This is a genomic window from Bdellovibrio sp. HCB288 (assembly GCF_047305935.1).
Classification (GTDB): Bacteria; Bdellovibrionota; Bdellovibrionia; order Bdellovibrionales; family Bdellovibrionaceae; genus Bdellovibrio.
This window is the reverse complement of record NZ_CP178619.1, coordinates 1,127,454-1,152,943: the sequence shown is the minus strand read 5'-3', so window position 1 is coordinate 1,152,943 and position 25,490 is coordinate 1,127,454. Positions and strand designations below refer to the sequence as shown.

Genomic DNA, 25,490 nt, shown 5'->3' with positions numbered 1-25,490 from the left:
TGAGCTATTAAACTCTTCGGCAGGACCGGACCAAAGTTAAAGGTTCACGCAGAAAAATCCAAAGCTAAATTTTTCCTGGTGGAAACACACGCCAGCTCCCTCAGACGGGACTTGATGTTCAGAGTAATCAAGCAGAGTGAATGTCTCAAATTGGGATGCATTTTTCTGCCATTTTCCTACAGAAAAATCAGAAAGAACCGAGGGCTGTTTGAAGGGGCGCAGGGCCTTAAAGCACGCCTCTTTCGCAGTCCACAGACTGGCAGGGCCCGGGGCCTGTTCGTACTCTCCAGGGCGTGATACGCGCTTTGCAACGACTTCTGAAACTCTCGTTGTGGATTCAATGTCGACACCAATAACGTGGGAGGAGACTGCTAAAACTCCCATCTCGCTGGTATGAGCAATACTGGAATGCAAAGGGGAGTTGGAGTTTAAAATAATCTGATCGCGATGTGCATGAATCAGTTTGCGGTGATCGGGATTTCTGCTGCCCCACTCGGTGTAAGCAAAGACCAGCAAGTCGGGGCAATTCAGATGTGCTTTCAAGGACTCCAACAGCATTTTATCAATGAACATGTCAAAGTCCCTTCGGAATTTTACAGGGTGAATTCAGATGGCCACTGCACGGTCTTGCCGCTGGTGATAGCCATCATGCGATCCAAAGAAACTTTGGCTTCCAGGCGAAGTGCTTCCGGCAGATTCAGTTCCGGCTTCATCGTTTCAAGAGCGCGTTTGATTTTTTCCATGTTGTTCATCTTCATGTAAGGGCAGTCATTGCACTGACAGCCCTCATCCACCACTGGTGCTTGAATGAACGTGGCATCGGGGCGACGTTTTTGCATTTGGTGGAAGATGCCGGTTTCAGTCGCCACAATAAATTTCTTATGTGGTTGAGTGGAAACGGAATCCAGCAAGTGCTGTGTGGATCCGATCACATTGGCGTAAGCCAATACGGAATCATCGCACTCTGGATGTGCCAGGATCAATGCATCTGGATTTTCCTTGATAAGTGCTGCCAGGCGATTTGCATTAAACAAGACATGCACTTCGCAAGAGCCATTCCAGAATTCCATTTCGCGATTCAATTTCTTGGACAACCAACGGCCCAAGTGTTGATCCGGGCCAAACAGAATTTTGCGATCTTTAGGAATCGCTTCCACGATTTGCGCGGCATTGGAAGAGGTAATGATCACATCAGAGATGGATTTAACCTCAGCAGAAGAGTTAATATACGTCACCGCGATACCATCGCGATGTTGTTGGCGCCAAGCCAGGTACTTGTCGTAAGGCGCACCTTTAACCAATGAACATGAGGCCTCAAGTTCCGGAACCAAAACTGTCTTAGTCGGGTTCATGATTTTCACGGACTCAGCCATGAAAACAACGCCAGCAAGCAGGATGACCTGCTCCTTCACTTCCTGACCTTTCTTGGCCAAAAAGAAACTGTCGCCCACGTAGTCGGCAACATCCTGGATCTCACCATCTTCATAGTAGTGAGCCAGAACGACGGCGTTCTTTTCTTTTTTCAGTCTTTGAATTTCAGCAGCAACATCATAGCTCATGGTCACAACCTCACGTCATTACTCACGCTTTGAACGTAAATTATACGCCCAAAAGGTGCCGTATCCTATAGCACAGCAGTGCCTAGGTCGTAAGGAAAATCTGAATATGAACTAGAGTGTAGTTCCGCCCTTAAGGACGTTGATAATGGACTTGGAAGCTGTTTTCAGAGATTCAAACACGCCTTTACCTTCGGAGGCACAGCCTTCGATTTCAGGGGCGTTGTAAGGGTTCAGGGCGCTTCTCATTTCAGCCAAGGAAGCGACATTTGGAAGGTCGCGCTTGTTGTACTGCATGATCAATGGGATTTCGCGGATATCGTAGCCTTGTTGCTCAAGGTTCGTTTCCAGATTGCGAAGGGATTCCAAGTTTTCGTCCATACGCTCGATTTGCGAATCAGCGACGAAAATAACGCCATCAAGACCTTTTAGAATCAGCTTTCTGGAAGCATCGTAAACAACCTGGCCCGGAACTGTGTAAAGATGGAAGCGGGTTTTGAAGCCGCGGATTTCTCCCACGTTCAATGGCAGGAAGTCAAAGAACAGAGTGCGCTCGATGTCCGTGTTCAATGCCACGAGCTTGGATTTTTGATCCTCAGCTGTTTTTTGGTAAACCCACTGAATATTTGTCGTTTTACCGCCCAATGAAGGACCGTAGTACACGACTTTGCAGTGAATTTCTTTGGCATTGTAGTTAATAAAGGACATTACAGCTCCACTCTATTTTGCAGGGCACGACCCATAGTTCTATCATCTATGAAATCGATGTCGCTGCCAATAGGAACTCCATGGGCAATGCGAGAAAGTTTCAATCCTTTGCCTTGAAGTTGCTTTGCTAGGTACAAAATCGTCGTATCACCCTCAAGATCTGCGTCCAATGCCAGGATGATCTCCTTAATCACGGGACTTTCACCACGAATTCCAGCGTCCACGCGCTCAATCAATTCATGGATTTTAAGCTCTTTCGGGCCAATGCCTTCCAGTGGAGAGATCGCCCCGTGCAAAACATGGTAGCGGCCGCGGAAAGCACCAGAGGATTCAATGCGCATAATATCGGAGGGTTCTTCCACGATGCACAGGGAATCATCCGCACGGTGAGCATCTTTGCAATAACGGCAAAGGTCTGCATCCGTAAAGTTGAAGCACTGAGGGCAGTCGTGAACTTCCGCGCGCACACGAAGAAGGGCTTCACTTAAACGCTCTGGAAACTCAGTCTCGGATTTGAGAATGAAATAGGCCAAACGTTGAGCCGTCTTCGGCCCGATACCAGGCAGACGACTCATTTCGTGGACTAATTTTTCAAGAGCGGTAATATGAAGCAAGGGTTTCTCCGGTTATCTGATTAGAACATTCCTGGAATGTTCATGCCGCCAGTGATTTTTTCCATTTCTTTAGCAGAAATATCACGAGCTTTCTTAACTGCTTCGTTAGTTGCAGAAGTGATCATGTCCTGAAGCATTTCAACGTCGCCGTCTTTCATAACGTCAGCGCTGATTTTCAAAGAAGTGATCATGTGGTCGCCGTTAACTTTTACAGTTACAGCGCCGCCGCCAGTGCTTGCTTCGTATTCAGCTTTAGCAAGTTCTTCCTGGGCTTTTTTCATTTTCATTTGCATTTGATTGGCTTGCTTCATCAAAGCTGCCATTCCGCCGCCTAGGCCTTTCATAGGAACTCCTTATTTCTTTGGCGAAGTTTCGCCTTTAAGTTCTACGATGGATTTGATTTTGCCCTGGAATGCTTCCTGAGCTGCTTTCACCATCGGGTTTTCGGTAATCTTGGTGCGAATTTCATCTTCGGCCAACTGCACCTTTTTCTGTTGCAGAGCCTGAGCGGATTCGCCGACCTGATCACCCTTCATTAATACTTCAAAAGAATACCCAGCACCCCAGTACGAATCAATAAATCCTTGCAGCTTTTTACGCACAGAAGTGTCAGCCATTTGGTCCTTCAGGAATACCAATTTTGTCGGCACTCCCAGGGTCAAAAGCTTGCCTTCCTCTTTAACGAACAGAAGGTTTTCGATCTTAGCTGCAAACAGAGCGTCATCCTGGCGCAATAATTCTACAAAGTGCACCCAGCGCTCGGTAGGGTTGGCACCCGTAGCAAGCTTCGGTTCTTCGGGTTTCACCTCAGCCGCGGGGGCTGGCGTGGGAGCCGGAGCTGGAGTTGGTTTCGACTTGTCCGCCGTCGCATTTGCGAAGGTGGATTTCATCTTCTCCAAACCATTCGGAACTTCCGGAACGGTTTGGGATTCTTTCAGTCTTTGATGGCCTGGAGCTGTGGGAACTACCGGCGGAACATAGGGCCTGGCACCACCTGCGCTGTGAGAGGCTTGGGGACCGTTGGCCAATAGGGTCTTCAGGTCGGAAAGCTTCGGCGCAGATGCCATGCGAAGTAAAATCACTTCAAGAACGATACGAGGATCTTGAGCGCGGGGAATGTCATTCCCACCTTTTAGGGCCATGTCGAAAAGCATGTGAATGTCTTCTTCTGACAGGCGTTGGGCAAGTTCGTTCAAAGCCTGCAACTCAGTATCCGGCATTTCCAGAATTTGAGCGGCTTGAGACTCAGAAACCTTCACCAACAATAAATTGCGAATCATCTCAAGCAAATCTTGAGAGAACAGGTGAGGTTCAAAACCCGCCTTGGAGATCTTTTCGATGACAGCCAAAACCGCCTGGGAGTTGCGCTCCACCAACGCGGTCAAAGTTTCAAATAACAAAGCGCGATCGGTCAGACCCAGAATTTCCACAACGTTCGTGCGGGTCAAAGGACCGTTTGCAAACGTGATGACCTGATCAAGCAAGCTTTGCGAGTCACGCATGGAACCGTCACCTTGGCGTGCGATCACCCAAAGAGCTTCCTCTTCGGCTGGTACGCCTTCCTGGTCACAGATAAGTTTCAAACGCTCAGTGATTTGACGAGTGGTGATGCGGCGGAAATCAAAACGTTGGCAACGGGACAAAATCGTTTGTGGGATTTTGTGAACCTCAGTCGTCGCCATGATGAAGATCACGTGGCCTGGCGGCTCTTCCAAAGTTTTCAGAAGGGCATTGAAGGCACTTGTCGACAACATGTGAACTTCGTCGATGATGTAGATTTTGTATTTACCGCTGGTGGGCATGAATGCCACGGTTTCGCGAAGCTCACGGATGGAATCAACACCGTTGTTGGAGGCTCCATCGATTTCCATAACGTCAACGCTGGAACCGATTGCGATCTCACGGCAGGAATCACACGTGTTGCACGGAACGAAATTCACTGCATTCGGGCAGCGCAAAGCTTTTGCCAGGATGCGAGCGGATGAAGTTTTGCCGGTACCACGAGGACCTGTGAAAAGAAGAGCGTGAGGAAGGCGGTTGTTTTTAAGCGCATTCGCCAGTGTTTGGGTAATATGATTCTGTCCGACTACGTCAGTGAAAGATTGGGGACGCCATTTGCGTGCAATCACCTGATAAGACAAAACATTCTCCGAACTGCTTAAAACAAAAAAGTGGCCGAGCACCCCATATCACATGGACCCTCGAGTGCCGTTGCTTCCTTCCGGACCTAGCGGAGTTCGTCAAGGGAGCCATTGCATGGGACCCGGCCATGGATTGGTCTATCCTACTGGGGGTTGGGTTACATTCGATAACTCGTCGTACCAACGAGGAATTTTCCAAGGCTACTCCTCTCGTAATCGACCCGGGCATCCTGCCCTTGCCGCTCCTTCTGCGGAGGGGGCCATCCGGGCCCCGCGGAGGTCGCTTCCGAGAGGAGTAGCCTTGGAAAATCCCTCGTTGAACGTGAGTTCTTTGTAAAAGTCAGTTGGAAGAGCTGCTTCATGGAGAATTGGGGAGGTGGGGTTTGGCTTGGTGCGTTGGTTTTTGTGTACGGGGATGGGGTGTTATGGCTTTTTTGTTTTTGGGGGAGTGGTAGGATTTTTGAATTGGAGGTTTTCTTATGAAAACGGTTATTGGGGCTTTGGTTACTTTGTTGGTTTCGGTTTCTTTTGCTCAGTCTATTGGGGTGAAGGACATCCCGGCAGATGGGGATACTACTATTTCAGTTAAGAAGGGTTCCACTGTTGATAATAAATTTGAAGTGACCGAGGGCGAAGACGAAATCCAGGGTGACGAAGCTACTATGATCAAAGAAGCTCGTGCGAATTGGAAGAAAGCTTGCGCTGATTGGAAGAAGGAATTGAAAGAGCTTAACAAAGACAATCAGGTTCTATCCATGAATTGTGGCAAAATGATTTGTGCAAAAGATGGTGTCGAGAACACTTGCACTTCCAAAGCGAAGTACAAATTAAAGATTCAAATTAAGTAACTTGTTACTCGGCCGAATCGTACCAGAGTTCTTTTCGGTCAAAGGGTACGGAGTTTGGAAGATCGGGGTTTGAGATTTCAATCATCGTCCGGTCTTTCAAATCCAGTTCCCGAATGACTTTTGAGTAGTGCTTGTCGAAGATTTTGCGATAAGCACCGGTTTTAATCATGAACCTTAATCCTTCTTCCACTCTGCGTGCCATCAGAAGGCCGTCTGGCGAATTGTGAAACCAGAAATAGGTGGGTAGAGGATAGTACAGCAACAGATTTTTCTCGATCATCAAATTTGTATACTTGCCCTTGAATTGACGATATTCCTCAAGAACTTCGACGACTCCACGAGGAAAAATTTTGAACTTTCCGCCGCTCAGGGATTTGAATAGATCGTTGTACTTGTCTTCAGTCAGAACGTTAAATCCTGCGTTCTTTAAAATCGAGATATCTCCCCAGCCAGTGCCTTGCCCAATTGAAAAAGTAAGCAACTGTTTCAAGGAGTTAACGTTGTTAAGCTCTTTTTGGGTTTTCTTTTCAATCAGGAAAACGCGATAGCCAATAAGGTTTTTATCGATCGGAATTTTCACTGACGTCAGTTCGGATTCGTAGACTTTGTTGGTTTCCCGAATCATTACAGTCAGCTTTGGACTGCGATTTTTCATTTCAGCCAGTTGTTGATTCTCATTGAATACTTCAGAGGGCGCAAAAGAGTAAGGTCCGAATTTCTTTGTGGTCAAATCCAATGCGGTTTTCAGAATTTCCCAGTGGTATTTATAGCGATGATCGCTACTGGATTCGGGAGCATGATAAACAAACCGCATAACTGCCAAGCTTTGGCTGCAGACGAGTAGTATTATCGATACTGAGATGATTCTTATTAAATTCATAGTTAAGTCTGAATTCCCCTGGAAATACTGTCTTATTCCGGCACCTTCGTAAACTAATTTATTATTCGTTTTGTGGGAAGACGTTATTTGAACCTTAACAGTGCCCGTGAAAGCCGTGGGGGGACATAATTGCAACAATGATTTGCACATCAGTCCTCTGCCGCGACAATCGAATATGGTCGATAGTAAGGAAGTAGCAAATAAACAAGTCTCTAGGAGGACACTATGACTAAAACTAAATGGCAAATCGACCCGGCTCACTCAAGCGCAAACTTCTCCATCAAACACATGATGATCGCAAAAGTTCATGGTGGTTTTGAAAAAATAAGCGGCACATTAACTTTGGATTCTTCGGACATTACAAAATCGGTGATCGAAGCTTCTATCGAGGCGGCAAGTATCAATACACGCGAAGCTCAGCGTGATGCCCATTTGAAGAGTGCGGACTTCTTTGATGTTGAAAAATACCCTGCGATTACTTTTAAATCCACCAAAGTGGAGCGCTCTGGAGACGAAGAGCTAAAAGTGACCGGCGAACTTTCGATTCACGGTGTGACGAAAGAGGTTGTTCTTGAAGTTGAAGGACCCTCTGCTGAGCACACAGATCCATGGGGAAATACTAAGATTGCGATTTCTGCGAAAACTAAAATCAAACGCAAAGATTTCGGTCTGAATTGGAATGCGGCATTGGAGGCTGGTGGTGTGCTGGTCGGGGATGATGTTGCGATTTCCCTCGATATTCAGTTCGCAAAAAATAAGTAAGTTTACTTATCGGAAGAGTTTAAAGAACGGCACCTGTTTGTGCCGTTCTTTAAACCATTAGTGAAGCGAACATAAGATCGCAATCCCAATCAAATAAGCTCTTAATTAGCTGGACCAATGTATTAGGTTGAGACGTAAATTTTTAAGTATTTACTTCAATCTGCGTAAATGATGTCATTATATCAGTACTTATCTTTGGAGTCGTTGGTTCGTTATTTAGGGGAATGAATGAGTATAATTCAGGTGCTTGTAGGCTTTGGATTGGCTGCAATACTTGGCTTGGCTGTTGCTGAGATGGGAAATACATCTAGCAAACAAGCAGCCCAAGTTCGCGCATCATTGTCGCGAGCGTCACTTACTTCAACCTTACAATCCGTTATCTCTTCGAACGCAGTATGTTCGCAGTTAGTTACTAAAACGAATCCTTTCCAGTTGGCACCAGCAATTCCGGGCTCAATTCCTGGCTTAACAGGTAATAATATCGCAGTGTCCTTTGTCTTGGATTCGGAAAACACTGTTGCAGATGGCGTGAGTCTTGATAGCTACGGTTTAACAACCGAATGGATCCGCGCATTTGAACCAACTGAAATTCTTAATGCAGTTGCCCCACCGCAGAGACTGTATGTATCTGATTTGAAAATGAAAGTTCGCCAGAATGCGGGAAATACCAAAACTGTTGATTTAAAATTTACTGAAGTCGGTAAGGTATATTTTGTGACGACAGGACCAATTGGTCCGGCGGCTAGAATTGATAAATGCTTTGGTACTTCCCATGGTAATTTTCTTTGTCCCGACGAAAACGACATTCAAACTATCCAGGGTGGTTCATGGACTTGTACTGCCGCGGGTACAACCGTGCGCAATGAACTTGGAAAAATTTGCCCAAGCGGAACAAATAACACTCAAATGATTAAAGGTGAGGGTGGATCCGCTGTAGGCTGTGAACAGGTATACAAGATCACGAATGCTAATTGTGAGGGCGTAGGTGCTGTAACAGCTGATTCTCAATGTTCTACCAGAGCATGCGGGCAGACTGTGAATAGCACAGTTGGTGGCGGTGGATATGTTGACATCAATGTGCCTGGTCAATCAGGTGGCAATGTTTGTTTTCCTGATCAAACAGTACCTGTTACTATATCAATTCCTGGTTCAGGAACCAGACCGGCTTCAGCTTCCACGTCAACAATTACAATTCCCGGTAGATGTGTCGGTGCCGGGGGGACGACCGGTTATTCACAACGAATCCCTGTTCAGGGTAGTGGCGCGACTATTTCCACTCAAGTAGTGCGATATTTGCGATGTAATAACAATAATTGCGATTTGGCGTCTCCAGATAGATGCAATAACTCGCCGACTTTTTAATTCATGCAATTGAAAAGGTTAAAACCACTATCAATCGCTCTTTTTCTATATGGCTTCATCTGCTATCTGGCGGTCGTCGTCAGGTCAGCCCAAATACTGCGGTTTCCCTATACGATTGACTACGGAGAGGCGACGACGCTTTCCCAGGTGAAAACCTTATTTTCGGGAATATTTCCATACTCCAGTGTGGCCGCGGAACACCTCAACTACTTTTCATACACTCCGTTATTTCAATACATCACGTCGCTAATTGGACAAGATCCAGAAGCGTGGTTGTTCGCGGCTCGTCTTATAAATACGCTGGCATTGGTTGGTGTCGGCTTGTTGCTTGCTAAAATAAACTGCGACTGGAAAGAGGGCAAAGCAACGGCATGGGATTTTGCGCTGCCATTTCTGCTTTGGTTTTCATGGTTTTCGGTTTCCAACTGGATGGCCATGGGGCGCGTCGATGGCTTGGCATTATTTCTTCAAGTGCTGGGGCTTTTCTTTTACCTGAAGATGACAGAAAAGAGTTCCATCAAAATTCTAAGTTTGATGTGTTTTATTCTGGCGTTCTTTACGAAGCAAAGTGCTGTGTGGATTCCGTTTACGTTGATGCTGTGGGAAGCAGTCCGATTTCAAAAGAAAGAGTTGGGCCGTTGGACAATTTACTTTGCCGGCATTTTCGGGGGTCTTTTAGTCCTGTACTACTTCAGTGGGGGATTCGTATGGGACCATCTAATTAAATCCAACCAAAACCAGTTCAAATTATCGAACCTGATTGAGATGCTGACGTCCAATATTGAGTTCCATTTAGGAATTCTATTGGTGGCTATATGTGGGTTGATTAAGCTGGATTTGAAAAAAACTGACGGTTTATTGCTAATGCTTTTGGCAAGCTCCCTGATTTGGGTTGTGGGTGCGGGGCGCGAGGGCAGTAGTTCAAATTTTCTGCTGGAGCTGTCCGTCGTGTTAACCTTATTGGTAGCCCGTGGAGAGACCTATTTAAACAAGTCATTGCTTAAATCCTCCATTGCTGCCGCGATTGTTCTGATTACTTGTTGGCCAAATATGAAGGTGCGTTCCTATTTTATAAAGGACCCGGGACCTAACATATTCTGGGCTAATTATACAAATCAGGCGAAAGAAGAAACAGATGTTGTTTTAAAGTATCTTCGTGAGGCCAAGGGGCCGATCTGGTCGGAAAACCCGGCGCTGCCAATGTTTGCAGGTAAAGATATTGAATTCTGGCCATTTGAAATCGGGCAGTCCATCGCAAGGGGCGAATATTCAGAAGATCTTCTTTTGCAGCAGCTTAAAAGTAAAAGTATCGCCATGATCGTACGCGAGTCCGCGGTTCACGTGGTTCCAGTGCAAAGACTCTCAAATAACGTCTTGGATCTGATAGAAACTCAGTACCACATTATTTATCAGAACGAATTCTACGTCGTATATGGGCCAAACCCATAACAAGCATTCCTGACCACGCTAATGCCGAAATAAAATACGAAATCCACATAAGTGGGGTGCGGCTGTAGGAAAGCTTCATCGTGCCTGAACCCTTTAGAATCATACCTGCAGACGGCGAATCTTCAGGCAAAAGATTTTTCAAACCGTTGGCTTCGTACTTAAAACCTGGGAAGTATTGCAAGGAAACTAAAAGAGAAGAATTGGTGTCTGGCGCGAAAATCTCGTAATCCCCGGATGAAACTCGGGAAATCTTGTGAAGTTGATCCACAGGGACACGTCCGTCATCATTAATGTCTGCCGTACAGCGATCCAGGAAATATTGTGAAGATGGGCGTGTGAAGTTAGTGCTCAAGGTACGCACCATACCGGTTGCTTTGTTTAGATACCGATCCAGACTCACAGAATCGTAGGCCAGTTGTCCCGACTTTTCGCCAAGATCTTTAAGGATGGTGTCATAGCAGGAGACCAAGTTGCTTCGCGAGGACATGCCCTGCCAGAAATGCTCGACGACAGTGTATTTGGGGGGCATGAAAACTTCCGTTGCGACGGATTGGTTCAAGAAGGATCTGAAGAAACAACTCATGATCTGACATGTTTTGTTATGAAAGGGATCATCAAATCCATCCTCCATGACAGAAGGAGGACCGGTAAGGAAAAACAGCGCAGAAGAAGTTAATCTGTTTGCAGGGGCGCTTTCCCAGTAAAGACCTTTGGTGAAAAACGATCTCGATTGCATTCTGTGCAGGGTTATTTCGGAGGCAAAGTCCACGCCTCTTGTGATTCCGAAAAAATAGGTGCGTCCCAAAGAAAAGTCGTTCTGTTTTTCAGGGGCGATGCTGACGACCTCAGGTTCGTATTTATCAAATAAGTTATCCAATGTGAAATGGCCACCAAAGTTCATAATCCAAGCGACTAAAAAAACGCTCAGAATCAAGCCTTTACGCAAACGGGATAATGGTTCGTTCAAGGCGAAAGCCGTGGCAAATACAAACACCAAAAGGGATACGAACAAAAGACGGTAATAGTGAAAAGGTATGAATGCCAGATCGTACTTTTCCGCCAATTTTGAAATGCCTATTAAACTTACCAATATGAAGGCGGCGAAAGATAGGTAGTATGAATACGTTTTGCTTTTATAGAACAGAAATGAAAAACCCACTATCGACAGCCAGAAACCTGTGCGAATCGGAATTGAATTGATGGTTATCAAGTATTTTCCGTTTGCGATCATGGGTACTAGGAAAAAGGCTGTTAAGCCCAAAGACGCTAATCCGACTGCAAAAAGGGTGCGGAAGTCTTTTTCAAATATCTTTTTTATCGCATAGATCAGCACGATCACCAGTCCAAAGACAAAGTGACTTAGAATAGTAAGGGAGATCCAAAGTGCCGTGAGGTACTTGTTCTTTTTCTGGATTGAAAGAATTCCCAAAACCAGAAATCCGGCCGACAGAAACTGATTGGTGATACCAGTTACGAATATGTCGTGTAGAGTTAAACCCTGAAAATAGACTGTGTAGGGTGTTTTGTAGAAATTCAGAGAGTAACCAAATTTCTTTTCGAATGAGTAGATATTCAAATACAGTGGCCACGACGCAAAAATAACGAAGAATATTTTTGCGAATACATTCTGAAAACTTCTACTCACTCTATAAAGAGAATAAATGAAGAAGGTGAAAATTCCGAACACGAATGCGCTATAAAGAAGTCTTTCATTCAATGCTCCGAACAGAATCCATTCATTGAATTTTATTGCGGCCGCCAATAGGAAATCATGAAGAGGGGGATAGAATAGATTTTGAATCCCTCCCATGAAGTAGTGGTCATTGAAGCCGTGGTAGCCCACTTCCAACAGGTCTTTGCCACTGACGTATCTACCGCCACCATCCAGTGTAAACAGGATGTCGTGAGTATAAAGCGCTAGGAATGCACCAATGCAGTTTAGGAAGATCAACTTCTCCCAATGAAGTTTGATAAAATTCTTAATTCCACTCAACTTTACGCACTCCACGACCGATGGTTTCCAAAAAAATCTTTTCGTCGGATTTTTCGACAGCCAGAACGTTCATTTTCTTTGAAAGCCCGCAGCTTTTCATCGCAAAGACATGTTTCGGCGCTTGATCAGAACCTTGTTTGACGTTCCAGCTGCTTTTAAGAGTTTGCTTGAACGTCTTTCCGTCGCCGGACTTCCAGGCATGAGCTGCCTCCCGGGCGTATTGTTTTTGCAGCTGAAGCGAACTTGCATCCGGTAATTCCATTTCGCCTAAACTGACGCCAGCTGTTTCAGACACAAAAAATGAAAGATCCAGGTCCCTAAGGAAGGAGGTATCTAATTTGTGATGGATGATTTCTGCATCTGGCTTTTTTGATAAATGATGCGCTCCTTGATGGAGGCATGGATAGAAATCCTGAAAACCACCAAAAATACTGAGCGTATTTCTTTCGAGGGAATGCGCGGTATCTAGAATTTTCTGGTCATCCCATGATTGATTTAGAAACGCCAGGCATGTTTTTAAGACAGATATCAAATGTGCCGAGCTTCCACCCAGTCCTGTTTGCGGAGCGAACTCGGAATAGGATCTAAGGTGAATACCGCATTTCAGATTCATGATCTCATCTGCAAAATGATTCAGAACCGCAAGACAGATTCTGAATTCATCCTTGGCGATCAGGGCCAACTCCGGAAGTTTGTCCACTTGTGCATGAGTTTTATAATCCTGAGTCTCAATAAAAATGTGTGGACTTTGGATTTTCTGAATTTCACAATGAGAGTAAGCATTGAAAGATGCGTTGATGATTTCGGTACCATGTTCGTTGGTAAAAAAAGGCAGATCTGTTCCGCCTCCAATTAAACCTATTCGATATGGTATACTCGTTTTAAATATCATTCAGGGAAATGCTACTTTGGGAACTTCAGAATTGGAAACAAAAACTTTAGTTCTCTTGGCGGGTGGGAAAGCATCTCGTCTAAACGATTTTTTGAATGCTCAGGGTCAGATCAAATGTCTGAGTCGGTTTGGTGGTTTTGTTTTTCTGGACTATCTGCTCAAGCAAGCACAGCAATCAGGAATTCAGCACGTAATTCTTTTGGCGGGACCGGATCGAGATTCCCTTATGGAACATGTCAGTGGGAAGAGCTATAGCATGAGATTCTCATTCCCAGAGGAGCCAGTACGTCTTGGAACCGGTGGTGCTCTGGCGCTAATTGCGCCCTACCTGAAGGAACGCAGTTTCATTCTTTCCAACGCGGACACATTTTTCGAGGAATGTCCTTTCCCGGCTCTGTTGAAACGTCCCACTTCCGGTAAATCAGTTTTCTTAATGGGCAGGTCTGACGGCATCCAGGGGCTTGAATTGGTTTCCAAAGGTGAGGTGCAGAAATGGTCAGATTTGTATAACACGGAAAAGTACAAATATGTCGGAGTTGCACTTTTAAATTCGGACACTGTTTATGGCTGGGATAAATTGGGACTGCCTGCTGCATGCTCCTTTGAGAAGGATGTTTTCGGAAAAATCCGAGATGATTCTGACTTTCTTCTGGGTTCGTTCGCAGAGATTGATTTTGGAACCCGTGAAGGATATCTCCGACTGAAGGCGCATTTGGAAGGGGAGCTGGTATGAATGATTATCAGCTATCCAGGAAAAGATACTTTGATGAGGCAGTGGCGGGGACAGGATTTCAGTCTGACGAGCCATTGACTGCAAATTTCAAAATTCCGTCACACCTGTATATTCAGTTGCAGAATCATGTCAGCGAGTATTTGAGTGCTTCAGCCGGTATTTCAGATTGGTCCAACATTGATAGTGATCAGTTACTGGGCGAGGTACTAAAGAAAGCCAAGAATCTGAGCACCTCAGGCATTGTTATTCCCAAATCATATTGCGATCAAAAGTTTACCCAAGTTCACAAGCTGATCGCCGATATTCTTACGCTGTCGAGCATTTCCAATGTTGTCGATTTCTGGATTTACCCATTCAACGTGCGTTTGAAGGGTGTTGATAAAACGGCAAAATCCCTGAGCTATCCAACAGAGTTACCGCATTCAGAAACGTGGGTAGGATGTTCAGCACGCTCAGTGCTTTTGCATATTCCGGTTTTGGGGGATATGGAGGGCAATCGTTTGAAAGTATGGCGGCCCAACCATGAGATGGGAGTCGAATGGATGAAGCCACTTGGTAGCTATCACGATGCGAATGCGTTAATTGTCAATAGCCGGGAGCTACCGGTGACCAGCGCGTCTGGCACCATATTGATGGTGGATTCGTCTCTTTTGCATGGTACGCATCGGGCGGAAAACGCCGGACTGCGGGTTTCAATTGATTTGAATTTAGTGCTAAAGAGCTATCCTGAAGATGTTTTTCCGGATAGTTACAATTTATTGGCCGATCGGCAGAAAGTTTCCAATCAGAATTTTTTTGAGATTGGAAAGTCCTTGAGAGTGCAGTCCCCGGATGGTGAGGACGATATTTTTCTTCCAGTTGATGGAATGAGGCACCCTGCGAATATTAAAATCACAAAGATTTGATTCCATCGCGCAAAAAGACTTTGGCCGTCCAGCCAAGTTTTTTGATTTTGGAAGTATCGACGTATTTGTGCTGAGCGCCCGACAAACCGTTGTCTGAAAATTCAAGTTTTCCGGTATATCCGACATGCGATTGAATGATGCGTGCCAGGTTCTCGATCGTGGTAACTTCACCGCTCCCGACATTGATCACCGGTGGTGGGTTGGTTGCCATCATGATTTGATAAGTGGCTTCGGCGAGATCTTCGACATGCAAAAAATCCCTTTGATTGGTCCCATTGCCCCAAATTTCCACCGAGGAAGAGTTGCTGTTTTTTGCCGCGGCCATTTTCTTTATCAACGAAGGAATTACGTGCGAATGGTCCCCAGAGGCTCTATGACAGGGGCCATACACGTTGCTGGGAATGACTGATATAAAACTCGTTTTATGCTGCTTGTTCAGGGCTTCCGCCATGAATAAAGCATTTAGTTTCGCCACGGCAAAGTACCGGCTGGATTCCTCGGGGGCGCCATTTAAGATTGATTCCTCTGAATATGGAAGTGGGGCGTTCGCCGGGTAGATGCATGCCGGGATGAAATGGATAATTCGAGAGACACCAGTTTTTATTGCGGCATTAAATACGGATGCACTGATGATCGTGTTTTCCAGGGAAAAGTCTCCTGGCATTTTGATATTTGCAGCAACGCCACCACATTTGCCGGCGGCATTGATTATCAGATCGGGCTTGTGCTTCGCAAAATATGATTCCACGGAGTCTGAGTTCAACAGATTTAGTTCTTTGGAGGATGGCTTCGTTAAAGTGAATTCATCATTGGCCCCAAGCTTTTTTGCTAAAGCACCTCCGATTAAACCTGATTCACCCAAGAGAATAACTTTTTTCATATTCATGGTTTATTTAGTGACTATCCAAGTGGCGAAAGCAACAATTAATACTTGTGAACAGATCGAAATTGATTGCTTTAATTATAATGGGTACAGCGCTCCTGGTTTTTGCGACGGGTGGTTTTCGCTTCTATTATTTAACGTCACAGAGCCAGGTTTGTGAGGTTCACAAAGCCCACTTTTCCGAAATGATCTGTTCAGAGAGCGGTCATAAAACGGACTGGCAAAATATTGAAGGACTGGTTCAAGTCAGAATACCCCAAGCCAATTCCAACGCAGAAGCTTATCTTTTAAAGAAAGAACTAACGGATGTATCCTGGGTCCAAAATCCTGGATGGTTGGGTTTTAAGTTCAATTGTATTCTGGATAGAGTCGTACTAGTTCAGAATAATCAGTGCAAGTTTCTGTAGTTACTGCTTTCGTACAAAGACGAATCCCAACTCGGTGATTCGTTGCAGTTCATAATTGGCTTGGATCTGATCCAGAAACCCCGCAGGCAGCTTAAACTGAGTCCACGCGAGATTCTTATCGGGATACTCCGTGAAAAGTAAGGTGTCGAATTCCCGGGTTAAGTCCGTCTTGTGCGTCGAGTGCATTTGATTCTCAAAGTACATATATTGCGTGGAATATCCCAGCAGCGCACAAATCCCAGGTTCATCGCAAAACACATTTTTAGCGCCGACATTTTCCAGGTGAGTTCTTGTATTGGACAAAGCAATCTGAGGCTCTTGTCGCGAAGGTGGCCAGGAGCGATGATCCAGGAATGTGAGTCTTCCGGCCAGGTTGCTGTTTTCCGCAAACGCCATTCCTGAGAAAAGGGCCAGGCAAATCAAGGCCATCAATTTTTTAGAGGACATTTCCATTTGCATGACAACTTGTATGCCAAGGAAAGCGATAATTCCAAGTGGAATACTCATGGAGATAAAGTAGTTATAGTTCGAACCGGATCTGCCAAGGCCCGCCAACGCCAATATCAATGCAATACCAATCCACATAGGTAGTACACGTTTTGCCAACTTATGATCCGAGAACTTCATTGCGATCAGGGCAAAAGCGAACAGAAAAAGATGAACGGGCAAGTATCCTGAGAGCAATTGGAGTAATCTGGAAAGGAAGAACTCCTGCTTACCAAGTTGCAGAATCGTGTGTTGCCAGTATGAGCCGCCAAATAAAGCAGTGACGACCAGGCCGATGCTTAGGCTGACGATGATTAAAGCCGGAAGTGCTTTCAGGAAGCTGCGACGGTTGTTTAAAACCAAAAGAAAGACCATCAGGATAGGGCCGGCAACGGCGTTCTGCTTACATAAGAATGCACCTGCAAAACAAAGAATCGAGATGGTGAGTGAGCCGAGCGACTTTCCATTGGATCTTAGGAAGATGAATATACCGAGAACCTCGAAGAGTGCTGCCAGCAGGTCGGCTCTTGCCAAGAGCGACCAGTCGTAAATTGCAGATTGATACAGAAGTAATGTAGCTATCAGGGGCAGAAATTTCAGATTTGCGAGCTGACCCTTAAACAATATGAGCCATGCAAGGACTGAGATGAGTAATATAGAAGTGACCGAGATGATTCTGCCAGAGGAAAGAGCAGTCGATGCATCGCTGGAAAATGCACTAATCAAGGCAAGGTGCAGGACCGGATAGCCGATGATCGCACCTTCTTGAAATGCCTCTTTGGAGTAAATATCACCTGGGCTTGTGGAGCTTCTGTACTTGTCCACAAATGCCAAAGTTGTTCCTTCGGCATAATCGCGATTTAAACCATACCTAACTTCTTTAACTGCCGTAAAAAGGTAGCTGCCAATGAAAATCAAAGGAATCAAGTAATAGAAAATGAATTCATTGAGGGATGGTTTCTTCATTCTTTAAAGCTAGCATGATCAAAATGGCTATGGCAAAGTAGATGATATGCTTCTATCAGTAGTACTTACGAATTTAAATGAAGGCGCCACAATTCAAGAGTTCATTGCTCGCTGTGGATCTGCTTTGGCTAAATTGAAACAGGATTTTGATATCGACGGAGAAATGATCTTTGTCGATGACCATTCCCGGGACTTTTCACCAAATTTAATCAAAGAGTCTATAAAAACTGATAAACGAATTCGACTTTTGCAGATGACTCGTCAAATGGGACGGGATATCTGCTTTTTTGCCGGGCTGAAGGTTGCCAAGGGTGATCTGGTGGTGACGATGGATTCTGATCTTCAGGACCCGCCCGAACTTTTTGCTGATTTGGTCAAGTTGTGGCAATCCACTCATGCGGACGTGGTGAATACCCACATGGTCGAACGTCACGGTGAGACTTTGTATAAAAGAATCATGCTGAAACTGTCCTATAGAATTCTTGCGGCTTCATATCCATTTAAGTATTCAATCGATTGTGGAAATTTTAAGCTTCTTACTCGCCGGGCAGTGAATGAAATTTTACGCTCTGGAGAGGTGGATCCGTATTTCCGTGCATACACTGATTGGGTTGGTTTGAAGCAGGCCTATTTGCCGTTTAAGCGACAGCCACGTTTTGCGGGTGAAACGAATTTTTCATTGGGTCGCACAAGAAGCTATCTTGAATTTTTCAGGGCATGGACTCACTTCTCGTACTTTCCATTGCATCTGCCCTTCTTTGTGGGCGTGATTTTTCTCATTGGTACTCTGTTTGGTCTGTGGTCGATGGCCGGTTCTTTTAACCAGAACACTTTGCTTTTGACAGTAGTGAGCTTTGGCTTCTCGGGGCTTTTCTTTATTGTATGGCTTTTCGGTTTTTATCTTCGTCAGGTGCATACAGCGACTCGCAACAGGCCTCACTATATCGTTAATGAAGCCGTAAACCTGGATCATTAGTGGGATGGGGCTGCGAGCTTCCTGTAGATTGTGTATCCCGGAAACTGTTCGTAGGGTGCAAGGTTCTTTAGAGTGTCTGGATCGAATTGCAGATATGCTCCCGTCAGATCTTTGAATCGTCCTGCGACTTCGAATGGTGAATACCCTCCGTCAAGACGAGCCACAAAAAGCAGAGGCTTTGTATATGAAGTCTTCTGTGGAATTCGTAAAGCTTCGAATCTAAGCAGTGTTTCTGGTTTTGTGTTCAATCCCAGTGTCCAGGAGTAAAAGTCCCACCACGCCATAACTGGAACTGTCGTAAACATCGGCACCAGATGGTTGTGGCGGCTGTCGATAATTGCGACATAGTCTTTGGGGGTGGTCTGTTGAATTCTATCTGCGATATCCATTTCTATTCGTGAACTGATTGGATAGATTTCGGTCCACTCTTTGAGGGATGGCAAAATACAGACAACGCAAATTACGGCAAGTAGCTTTTTTGATGGAAGTACTTCTACCAAAATTACAGCACACAAGAACATCATTAACAGGGTGTTTTTGATGTTGTCATACTCGTTGATTTGCCATTGGAATAGCAAGTGGACCAAAGTTAAAGAGATGATGATCGAAAGTTCCAGGAACTTCTTCTTGTAGATCGCCAATCCGACTCCCAGAATGTAAACGACGCCACCGAACATCGGCCAAAACAAGAAGGGACTGATGAAGAATCTTTCAGAAGTCCAATTTGGTCGAAATATCGGATATCCCGCTGTTGCTTCCCCCCAAAGATAATATTTGAAGGCTAAAATTATGGCCAAACTGCTGAAGGCCCATGCCACTGCTTCGATGGGAATAGATTTCTTTTTCTTTAGAATAAGGACGGAGAATGCCGTGGCAGTTACTGCTGTGGAAAGTAGGGTGTGTGGGTGGGTAAGGCACATTATGAATGTGATAAGATTTAGTTTCGCGAAAGTCAGGAATTTCTGTTTTCGGTCGGAGTTCCATCCCGAATTCAGGTAATCACTGAATATGCCGTACACAATCAAAAGCAGTGAAAAGGTAAGAAGCAGGCTGCGGTTAGGACTGAAGGTATTAAGCCAAAGCTGTGGCTGAGTTCCCTCTCCGTTGGGCATGCTGGCAAAAAGAAAAAGCACCAAGACTGCTGCAATGGAATTTTTGTCAAAACCTCTTTTATTCAGGAACTTATAAACGCAGTAAAGAAAGAGTACCGTGAACAAAACGGAGGGGATTAGAAAGGATGTCTTAAATGGCAGTCCTAAGCGCAGTAACAGTCCTGAGGGAACATCCGCCCAGAATGGATAGTTGTTTCGCGTGTTATAAACAAACGGATTGTGCGTGTACCATTCAACTATGGACTGATAGTGAACTTTGGTGGCATGGGCAAAGTGAACGGGCCAATCAATGTAATTTGAAATGCCTCGGGCCCATAGAATGTCGTCGTTCCAGTAAAGGGCTGTTGGCCAGTACACGATGACAAGCAAAAATATAATGCAATATAATAACATGATTAATTATTGCACAATCCGTTGTTTATCCAAATAATATTTTTGGAGTAAAATTGGATATACTATTCTTAAATCCCCCTATTTCCGAACACGTCTACCAAAACTTAAGTGGTGGTGTTGCCACGCTGGAGCTTCCGGTGTGGATGGGGATGTTGACAGCCTCAATGAAAAGCATGGGGCACTCCGCGGATCAGATTGATTGTGCGGCCGAGGCGCTGCCGACCTCGCAAACCTATGATCGAATCACTCAGCTAAATCCCAAACTGATCTGTATCGTTGTTTATGGGCAGCATCCGTCTGCTTCGACCCAGGCGATGTTTGGCGCAAGTTATCTGTGTACGGAACTTAAGAATCTGAATCCCCAGCTAAAAATCATCATGCTGGGCGGTCATATCTCAGCCCTTCCACTGCGTACCATGCAGGATGAAGTATGTGACTTTGTTTGCGAGGGCGAAGGCCCACGAACGCTGGATGCTCTTTTGCAAACGGATCTGGAGACTATTTCCTACTTAAGAAAAGTTCCAGGATTATGGTTTCGCGATCAAGGGCAAATCGAGCACAATCCCACAGCTCCACTGATCGAACAAAAACTCCTGGGCAGTGTTTTCCCAGAAGTAGATTTGCAGTCTTTGCCGATGGGAAATTACAAAGCACCGAACTGGCATTGTTTTGATCATATCGAACAACGCCAGCCCTATGCGACGGTCTACACCAGTCTGGGCTGTCCATTCAAATGCAGCTTCTGTTGCATCAGTGCTCCGTTTGGTAAGCAAGGAACGTTTCGTTATTGGGACCCAGAGTTTATCATAAAGCAGTTTGACGTTTATGCTTCATTGGGAGTGAAAAACATCAAGATCGCCGACGAGATGTTTGTTCTAAAAGAAGAACACTTTCTAAGGATTGCAGAGCTTCTGATTGAGCGAAAGTACAATTTCAATATCTGGGTGTTTGGGCGTATTGATACGATCAAACCTCATCACGTCGATAAGTTAAAGGCCGCGGGAATCAATTGGATTGTTCTGGGGATTGAAGCTTTTGATCAAAAAGTCAGAACCGGTGTGAATAAAGGCCGCTATACCGAAGAGGATATCTTCGCCAAAACCAAGATGCTTAAAGACGGCGGCATACACGTTCACGGTAACTTCGTCTTTGGCCTACCGGACGACACTTTGGAAACCATGCAAAGAAGTTTGGATTTGGCGGTGGAGTTGAATCTTGAAACAGCCAATTTCTATTCGGCCATGGCGTATCCAGGTTCAGAGCTTTATCGTGAGGCGGTTCGTAATAATACGGAACTTCCGGAAACGTGGTTGGGCTACAGTCAGCATTCCTATGATTGCAAGCCACTGCCGACAAAGTATATCAGTTCTTCGGAAGTGCTGACGTTCCGCGATCAGGCCTGGAGCATTTATCACAACAGCCCCTCTTATCTGAATTTGATCAGAACGAAGTTTGGTCAGAAGACCTATGACTACATCGTAAATTTGAAAAAGATAAACCTAAGTCGCAAATACTCTGTCGATAAAGTTCTGGCGAAGGCCTCATATGAATAACTTTCGTTGGCCCTTGATTCAAAACAATATCACCGACGCTGACAAAACCGCCCTGGTTAAACACATCATGACTTCGGATCGGTTTACCCAAGGTGAAAAGGTGAAGCTTTTTGAAAAATCATGGTCGCAGTGGCTGGGGGTTAAGCACAGCATCTTTGTCAGTTCAGGATCCGCTGCAAACTTTCTAACGATGTCTGCACTGCGAGACACCTCGGGCTTGGGAGAAGTGATTCTTCCTCCGTTGACTTGGGTGTCTGATGTGGTCTCGGTGATTGAAAATGGTTTCACACCTGTATTCGTGGATATCAATCCAAACACCCTGGCTTTGGATTGTGAGAGCGTAAAAAAAGCAATCACCTCGAGAACGAAAGCAGTTTTTCTGACTCACGTTCTGGGACTGAATGGGGTGAGTAAAAGTCTTTTGGATTTGCTTAAAAGTAAAAATATTCCGCTGATCGAGGATGCCTGTGAGTCTCACGGGGCTGTTTTTGGAAAAAAGAAAGTCGGAAGCATTGGATTTGCCTCGAACTTCTCCTTTTACTATGGACATCATATGACCACCATTGAAGGTGGAATGATATCCACCAATGATTCCAAGTTTGCGCAGTTGATTCGTATTAAGCGAGGACACGGACTTCTGCGCGAGTCGACGGCTCCGCAGGAATTGCAGGAATATCTGGGGAACTCAAAAGACGTTTACAAGGAATTTGACTTTCCGGTTATTGGTTACAACTTTCGCAATAATGAACTTGGTGCGGTTCTGGGATTAAGCCAGTTAAAGCGTCTGGATAAAAACAACTCCCAAAGAAATCTAAGACTGCAAATATTTCTGACTAATCTGGATAAGCAGATATACTTCGTTGATTACTCAATCAAAGGCAGTTCCAGCTACGCACTTCTTTTGCAATTGCGCTCCGAGTACTCACATCTAAAACCTCAAGTGGAAAAGGTCTTGTTAAAACTTGGGGTGGAGTATCGCCGGGGAATGTCGGGCGGTGGCAACCAACTTCGTCAGGGTTTTTTAAAAACCCGTGGCATTGATGTGAATCCCGCACTTTATAAAAACACTGAACAAATTCACCACAATGGTTTCTATCTGGGTAACTTTCCAGGTCTACCATTTAAATGGATCGACGAGCTATGTAAGGCTCTTAATGAGGTCGGCAGATGATGAACGTTGATGAACTAAATAAACTTGCGCACGAAACACGAACCGAAGTTTTGGAAATGTGTATTAATGCCGGCACGGGACACGTGACTTCCTCAATGTCTTCGGTGGAAGTGCTGATCAGTCTCTACTTTGGTGGCTTGGCAAACGTGAAACCTGAAGAGCCGAAATGGCCGGGCCGTGATCGCGTGATCATCAGCAAAGGACAGTGCAGTCCTCTTATTTACAGTATTCTTTCCAGAAAAGGCTTTTTCCCAAAAGACTGGCTCAATGGCTTTGCCCAAAAAGGTGGTCACTTCGGTGTTCATTTGCAAAACAGTGTTCCCGGTGTCGAGCTGACAACGGGGGCGTTGGGACATGGACTTGGTGTGGCCGCCGGAGTGGCATTGGCTGCAAAAATGAATCGAGACCTGCACATGGTTTATTGTCTGTTGGGGGATGGTGAATTGTACGAGGGCTCGATTTGGGAGTCGGCGATGTTTGCGGCTCACAATCAGCTGAATAATCTGGTCGTGATTGTGGATAGAAACTTTCTGGCAACCACGGATTTCACTGAAAATATGCTGGCCCTTGAGCCTTTGGATAAAAAGTTTGAATCCTTTGGCTTTAATGTCGTGACAGTAAATGGTCACGACATTGAGTCACTGGTGCAAAGTATGTCAGGACTTCGCAATCGCAAGCATCGACAACCCACGGTGATTATCGCAGAAACAACCAAAGGTGCGGGTATTCCGTCTCTGTCTCATAACCCGGTCATGCATGGTGTTCCGCCAAAAGGAACTCAGGAAATCAACCAAGCCCGCAAGGATTTGGCGAAAGGATCCAGATAATGTCACACACAGAACTTTCTCAACGTGATGCTCTATTGTCTGAAATCTATGAGCGCGGAAAAATCGATCGCGATGTCGTGGTTATTTCTGCTGATATGGGTGCGCCGGCATTGGACCTGATTCGTCGTAATCTGCCGGGACAGTTCTACAACGTGGGCATCGCAGAACAAAATGCGATTCTTGTGGCCTCGGGGTTGGCCTTGGAGGGCAAAAAACCATTCGCGTTTGCGATTGCCTCCTTTATCACGATCAACTGTTTGGAAAAAATCCGTGTGCAAATGTCCATCATGAAGCTGCCGGTGCAGATCATCGCTGTGGGCGGGGGATTCAGTTATGCTGACTCCGGCCCTACTCATCATGGGATTGAAGATGTGGCAGTTATGCGCGCCTTCCCTAATATCGAGATTTTGAATATCTCGAGTGCGGAAAATGCAGAACTTGCCGCGAAGTATGTTTTGGATCATCCAAAAACTCCGCGATACATTCGCATGGATCGCGAGGTGCTTCCGCACGTTGCAGGTGAATCCGCTATGAATTTTGCACAGGGCTTTAGATACTTAAACAGAGCTGCAAGCAAGAAGGCGCTTCTAGTGACTGGCAATCTGGTTTCTAAATCCCCGGAAATCATCAGCAAGAATCCTGATCTTAATGTGATCGAAGTGGCCAGACTGGATTTCGTACACGAAAAACTTATTCAAGAACTTAAAACATTCACTCAGGTGATCTGCCTGGAAGAGCACTTTAAAAATGGTGGTCTGGGGACTTTGGTAGCTGAAGCCGTCATCGATCATAGTTTGAAGTGTTCGGTAAAACGTATGGCTTTGAATATGAACGGTGGATACACCTATCAGTACGGCGGCAGAGAAGTTCTGCGCAAAGACCTGGGTTTGGATGTATCTGAATTGTTTGAATCTGCAGTGACCGTATGAAAATCCTGATCACCGGGGCTGCCGGATACAAAGGGACTCAATTGGTGGACTTGATGCTTGCATACGGTCACGAAGTCTATGCTTTGGATGATTTCAGATATAATCAAAAGGTATTTCAGAATCATTTCAGGAATCCGAAACTTCACTTGCGTAAGGCGGATGTCTGCGATTTGACTTCCTACCAAGACTGGTTAAAGCAGTGCGATGCCTTGCTTCCGCTGGCTTGTCTGACGGGGGCACCTGTTTGTGAAAAAAATCCGGAACTTGCCCGAGCCATCAATCATCAGTCGATCGTCGATTCACTGAAGGTGCTATCCAAGAGTCAAATGGTGCTTTTTCCGATGACTAACAGTGGATACGGAGTGGGTGGTGAAGCTTATTGCGATGAGAACAGTCCGCTGACTCCGCTCTCTCACTATGCAAAATTGAAAGTTGAAACTGAACAAGAAGTGTTAGCCCGGGAAAATTCTCTTTCCTTCCGCTTTGCGACCTTATTCGGAGCCAGCTACCGCATGCGCTATGATCTTTTGGTGAATGATTTTATGTGGAAGGCTATGGACAGCGGGGAGATTCATCTTTTTGAAGGACACTTCAGAAGAAACTTTCTTCATGTGTTGGATGGTGCGCGGGTTTACCTTCATGCGCTAAATAACTGGGATCAGATGCGTGGGCAGATTTTTAACGTGGGACTTAGTTCAGCGAATATGACCAAGCTTGATCTATGTAACGAAATCCAGAAGGTTGTTCCTCATTTACAGATCACTGCAAATGAATCCATGAAAGACCCAGATAAGCGGGACTACGTTGTATCAAATCAGAAAGTCGAAAAGACCGGTTTCACTTGCGAAATGACACTACCTCAGGGATTGGCAGAGCTAAAAAAACTCTTCATCCTTGGTAGGTCCAAAGAGGATTCCAACCAATAGTCGTCCCCAAAAAAGGAG

The 25,490-nt window shown here is 45.4% G+C and carries 24 protein-coding genes and 1 other RNA gene; 12 read left to right on the top strand and 13 right to left on the bottom strand.

Going from position 1 to position 25,490, the window contains the following annotated elements; translation table 11 throughout:
- Positions 1-36: 36 nt before the first annotated feature.
- From ACLVWR_RS05565 to ffs, 7 genes are all read right to left on the bottom strand, one after another.
- Positions 37-573, bottom strand: coding sequence for a 4'-phosphopantetheinyl transferase family protein (locus ACLVWR_RS05565; RefSeq protein WP_413582895.1), 537 nt, complete (start codon positions 571-573; stop codon positions 37-39).
- 20 nt (positions 574-593) lie between these two features.
- Positions 594-1,559, bottom strand: a complete 966-nt coding sequence (gene nadA / locus ACLVWR_RS05560) for a quinolinate synthase NadA (protein ID WP_413582894.1) — start codon at positions 1,557-1,559, stop codon at positions 594-596.
- A gap of 111 nt (positions 1,560-1,670) precedes the next feature.
- Positions 1,671-2,264 (bottom strand): GTP-binding protein, encoded by a 594-nt coding sequence (locus tag ACLVWR_RS05555; protein WP_340598011.1) that lies wholly within the window; start codon positions 2,262-2,264, stop codon positions 1,671-1,673.
- Positions 2,264-2,839 (bottom strand): recombination mediator RecR, encoded by a 576-nt coding sequence (recR, locus tag ACLVWR_RS05550; RefSeq protein ID WP_413583484.1) that lies wholly within the window; start codon positions 2,837-2,839, stop codon positions 2,264-2,266. Before recR ends, ACLVWR_RS05555 begins: the two co-directional genes overlap by 1 nt.
- Before the next feature lie 59 nt (positions 2,840-2,898).
- Entirely contained in the window at positions 2,899-3,222 is a 324-nt protein-coding gene (locus ACLVWR_RS05545; protein ID WP_340598009.1) for a YbaB/EbfC family nucleoid-associated protein, read from the bottom strand.
- Positions 3,223-3,231: 9 nt separating this feature from the next.
- Positions 3,232-5,019, bottom strand: a complete 1,788-nt coding sequence (gene dnaX / locus ACLVWR_RS05540; protein ID WP_413582893.1) for a DNA polymerase III subunit gamma/tau — start codon at positions 5,017-5,019, stop codon at positions 3,232-3,234.
- A 29-nt stretch (positions 5,020-5,048) separates the two neighbouring features.
- An RNA gene (gene ffs / locus ACLVWR_RS05535) (signal recognition particle sRNA small type) lies at positions 5,049-5,147 on the bottom strand.
- 351 nt (positions 5,148-5,498) lie between these two features.
- Between ffs and ACLVWR_RS05530 the strand changes: the two genes are divergently transcribed.
- Entirely contained in the window at positions 5,499-5,867 is a 369-nt protein-coding gene (locus ACLVWR_RS05530) for a hypothetical protein (RefSeq protein WP_413582892.1), read from the top strand.
- 4 nt (positions 5,868-5,871) lie between these two features.
- On the opposite strand, the gene ACLVWR_RS05525 is transcribed toward ACLVWR_RS05530, so the two are convergent.
- Positions 5,872-6,681: a hypothetical protein gene (locus ACLVWR_RS05525; RefSeq protein WP_413582891.1), complete on the bottom strand. Its 810-nt coding sequence runs from the start codon at positions 6,679-6,681 to the stop codon at positions 5,872-5,874.
- 291 nt (positions 6,682-6,972) lie between these two features.
- Here ACLVWR_RS05525 and ACLVWR_RS05520 point away from each other — a divergent pair, with 291 nt between their 5' ends.
- From ACLVWR_RS05520 to ACLVWR_RS05510, 3 genes are all read left to right on the top strand, one after another.
- Positions 6,973-7,509 carry a YceI family protein gene (locus ACLVWR_RS05520; RefSeq protein WP_413582890.1) on the top strand — a complete coding sequence of 179 codons (537 nt, stop codon included), beginning with the start codon at positions 6,973-6,975 and terminating at the stop codon, positions 7,507-7,509.
- Positions 7,510-7,737: 228 nt separating this feature from the next.
- Positions 7,738-8,871 carry a hypothetical protein gene (locus ACLVWR_RS05515; protein ID WP_413582889.1) on the top strand — a complete coding sequence of 378 codons (1,134 nt, stop codon included), beginning with the start codon at positions 7,738-7,740 and terminating at the stop codon, positions 8,869-8,871.
- 147 nt (positions 8,872-9,018) lie between these two features.
- The gene (locus ACLVWR_RS05510; RefSeq protein ID WP_413582888.1) at positions 9,019-10,320 is read left to right on the top strand and encodes a hypothetical protein; all 1,302 of its coding nucleotides are present in this window, start codon (positions 9,019-9,021) and stop codon (positions 10,318-10,320) included.
- Here ACLVWR_RS05510 and ACLVWR_RS05505 read toward each other — a convergent pair.
- A complete protein-coding gene (locus tag ACLVWR_RS05505) occupies positions 10,274-12,313 on the bottom strand; it encodes a hypothetical protein (RefSeq protein WP_413582887.1) in 2,040 nt (679 codons plus the stop codon). The genes ACLVWR_RS05510 and ACLVWR_RS05505 overlap by 47 nt on opposite strands.
- Positions 12,300-13,205: a hypothetical protein gene (locus ACLVWR_RS05500; RefSeq protein WP_413582886.1), complete on the bottom strand. Its 906-nt coding sequence runs from the start codon at positions 13,203-13,205 to the stop codon at positions 12,300-12,302. Before ACLVWR_RS05500 ends, ACLVWR_RS05505 begins: the two co-directional genes overlap by 14 nt.
- On the opposite strand from ACLVWR_RS05500, the gene ACLVWR_RS05495 reads away from it, so the two are divergent.
- Positions 13,111-13,938 carry an NTP transferase domain-containing protein gene (locus ACLVWR_RS05495; RefSeq protein WP_413582885.1) on the top strand — a complete coding sequence of 276 codons (828 nt, stop codon included), beginning with the start codon at positions 13,111-13,113 and terminating at the stop codon, positions 13,936-13,938. The genes ACLVWR_RS05500 and ACLVWR_RS05495 overlap by 95 nt on opposite strands.
- The gene (locus ACLVWR_RS05490) at positions 13,935-14,843 is read left to right on the top strand and encodes a hypothetical protein (RefSeq protein WP_413582884.1); all 909 of its coding nucleotides are present in this window, start codon (positions 13,935-13,937) and stop codon (positions 14,841-14,843) included. The genes ACLVWR_RS05495 and ACLVWR_RS05490 overlap by 4 nt, the downstream gene beginning before the upstream one ends.
- Here ACLVWR_RS05490 and ACLVWR_RS05485 read toward each other — a convergent pair.
- Positions 14,830-15,723: an NAD-dependent epimerase/dehydratase family protein gene (locus ACLVWR_RS05485; RefSeq protein ID WP_413582883.1), complete on the bottom strand. Its 894-nt coding sequence runs from the start codon at positions 15,721-15,723 to the stop codon at positions 14,830-14,832. The two genes, ACLVWR_RS05490 and ACLVWR_RS05485, sit on opposite strands and share 14 nt — an antisense overlap.
- 410 nt (positions 15,724-16,133) lie before the next feature.
- The gene (locus tag ACLVWR_RS05480) at positions 16,134-17,585 is read right to left on the bottom strand and encodes a hypothetical protein (protein ID WP_413582882.1); all 1,452 of its coding nucleotides are present in this window, start codon (positions 17,583-17,585) and stop codon (positions 16,134-16,136) included.
- Between the two features lie 46 nt (positions 17,586-17,631).
- Between ACLVWR_RS05480 and ACLVWR_RS05475 the strand changes: the two genes are divergently transcribed.
- Positions 17,632-18,561, top strand: coding sequence for a glycosyltransferase (locus ACLVWR_RS05475; RefSeq protein WP_413582881.1), 930 nt, complete (start codon positions 17,632-17,634; stop codon positions 18,559-18,561).
- Here the strand turns inward: ACLVWR_RS05475 and ACLVWR_RS05470 are convergent.
- Entirely contained in the window at positions 18,558-20,066 is a 1,509-nt protein-coding gene (locus ACLVWR_RS05470) for a hypothetical protein (protein ID WP_413582880.1), read from the bottom strand. The two genes, ACLVWR_RS05475 and ACLVWR_RS05470, sit on opposite strands and share 4 nt — an antisense overlap.
- A 53-nt stretch (positions 20,067-20,119) precedes the next feature.
- On the opposite strand from ACLVWR_RS05470, the gene ACLVWR_RS05465 reads away from it, so the two are divergent.
- The 5 genes from ACLVWR_RS05465 to ACLVWR_RS05445 are packed head-to-tail and all read left to right on the top strand — an operon-like array spanning position 20,120 to position 25,472.
- On the top strand, positions 20,120-21,619 hold the full coding sequence (locus ACLVWR_RS05465) for a B12-binding domain-containing radical SAM protein (RefSeq protein ID WP_413582879.1): 1,500 nt from the start codon (positions 20,120-20,122) through the stop codon (positions 21,617-21,619).
- Positions 21,612-22,790, top strand: a complete 1,179-nt coding sequence (locus ACLVWR_RS05460) for a DegT/DnrJ/EryC1/StrS family aminotransferase (protein WP_413582878.1) — start codon at positions 21,612-21,614, stop codon at positions 22,788-22,790. Before ACLVWR_RS05465 ends, ACLVWR_RS05460 begins: the two co-directional genes overlap by 8 nt.
- A complete protein-coding gene (locus ACLVWR_RS05455; protein ID WP_413582877.1) occupies positions 22,787-23,617 on the top strand; it encodes a transketolase in 831 nt (276 codons plus the stop codon). The genes ACLVWR_RS05460 and ACLVWR_RS05455 overlap by 4 nt, the downstream gene beginning before the upstream one ends.
- Positions 23,617-24,546, top strand: a complete 930-nt coding sequence (locus tag ACLVWR_RS05450) for a transketolase family protein (protein ID WP_413582876.1) — start codon at positions 23,617-23,619, stop codon at positions 24,544-24,546. Before ACLVWR_RS05455 ends, ACLVWR_RS05450 begins: the two co-directional genes overlap by 1 nt.
- The gene (locus tag ACLVWR_RS05445; RefSeq protein ID WP_413582875.1) at positions 24,543-25,472 is read left to right on the top strand and encodes an NAD-dependent epimerase/dehydratase family protein; all 930 of its coding nucleotides are present in this window, start codon (positions 24,543-24,545) and stop codon (positions 25,470-25,472) included. Before ACLVWR_RS05450 ends, ACLVWR_RS05445 begins: the two co-directional genes overlap by 4 nt.
- The last annotated feature ends 18 nt before the right edge of the window (positions 25,473-25,490 follow it).

Coding starts and splice junctions, on each gene's coding strand:
- nadA (WP_413582894.1), bottom strand. CDS start 1,559: ATGAGCTATGATGTTGCTGCTGAAATTCAAAGACTGAAAAAAGAAAAG.
- ACLVWR_RS05555 (WP_340598011.1), bottom strand. CDS start 2,264: ATGTCCTTTATTAACTACAATGCCAAAGAAATTCACTGCAAAGTCGTG.
- ACLVWR_RS05515 (WP_413582889.1), top strand. CDS start 7,738: ATGAGTATAATTCAGGTGCTTGTAGGCTTTGGATTGGCTGCAATACTT.
- ACLVWR_RS05460 (WP_413582878.1), top strand. CDS start 21,612: ATGAATAACTTTCGTTGGCCCTTGATTCAAAACAATATCACCGACGCT.
- recR (WP_413583484.1), bottom strand. CDS start 2,839: ATGAGTCGTCTGCCTGGTATCGGGCCGAAGACGGCTCAACGTTTGGCC.
- ACLVWR_RS05445 (WP_413582875.1), top strand. CDS start 24,543: ATGAAAATCCTGATCACCGGGGCTGCCGGATACAAAGGGACTCAATTG.
- ACLVWR_RS05495 (WP_413582885.1), top strand. CDS start 13,111: ATGATTTCGGTACCATGTTCGTTGGTAAAAAAAGGCAGATCTGTTCCG.
- ACLVWR_RS05565 (WP_413582895.1), bottom strand. CDS start 573: ATGTTCATTGATAAAATGCTGTTGGAGTCCTTGAAAGCACATCTGAAT.
- ACLVWR_RS05490 (WP_413582884.1), top strand. CDS start 13,935: ATGAATGATTATCAGCTATCCAGGAAAAGATACTTTGATGAGGCAGTG.
- ACLVWR_RS05475 (WP_413582881.1), top strand. CDS start 17,632: ATGCTTCTATCAGTAGTACTTACGAATTTAAATGAAGGCGCCACAATT.
- ACLVWR_RS05485 (WP_413582883.1), bottom strand. CDS start 15,723: ATGAAAAAAGTTATTCTCTTGGGTGAATCAGGTTTAATCGGAGGTGCT.
- ACLVWR_RS05520 (WP_413582890.1), top strand. CDS start 6,973: ATGACTAAAACTAAATGGCAAATCGACCCGGCTCACTCAAGCGCAAAC.
- ACLVWR_RS05525 (WP_413582891.1), bottom strand. CDS start 6,681: ATGCGGTTTGTTTATCATGCTCCCGAATCCAGTAGCGATCATCGCTAT.
- ACLVWR_RS05470 (WP_413582880.1), bottom strand. CDS start 20,066: ATGTTATTATATTGCATTATATTTTTGCTTGTCATCGTGTACTGGCCA.
- ACLVWR_RS05480 (WP_413582882.1), bottom strand. CDS start 17,585: ATGAAGAAACCATCCCTCAATGAATTCATTTTCTATTACTTGATTCCT.
- ACLVWR_RS05500 (WP_413582886.1), bottom strand. CDS start 13,205: ATGATATTTAAAACGAGTATACCATATCGAATAGGTTTAATTGGAGGC.
- ACLVWR_RS05450 (WP_413582876.1), top strand. CDS start 23,617: ATGTCACACACAGAACTTTCTCAACGTGATGCTCTATTGTCTGAAATC.
- ACLVWR_RS05545 (WP_340598009.1), bottom strand. CDS start 3,222: ATGAAAGGCCTAGGCGGCGGAATGGCAGCTTTGATGAAGCAAGCCAAT.
- ACLVWR_RS05530 (WP_413582892.1), top strand. CDS start 5,499: ATGAAAACGGTTATTGGGGCTTTGGTTACTTTGTTGGTTTCGGTTTCT.
- ACLVWR_RS05455 (WP_413582877.1), top strand. CDS start 22,787: ATGATGAACGTTGATGAACTAAATAAACTTGCGCACGAAACACGAACC.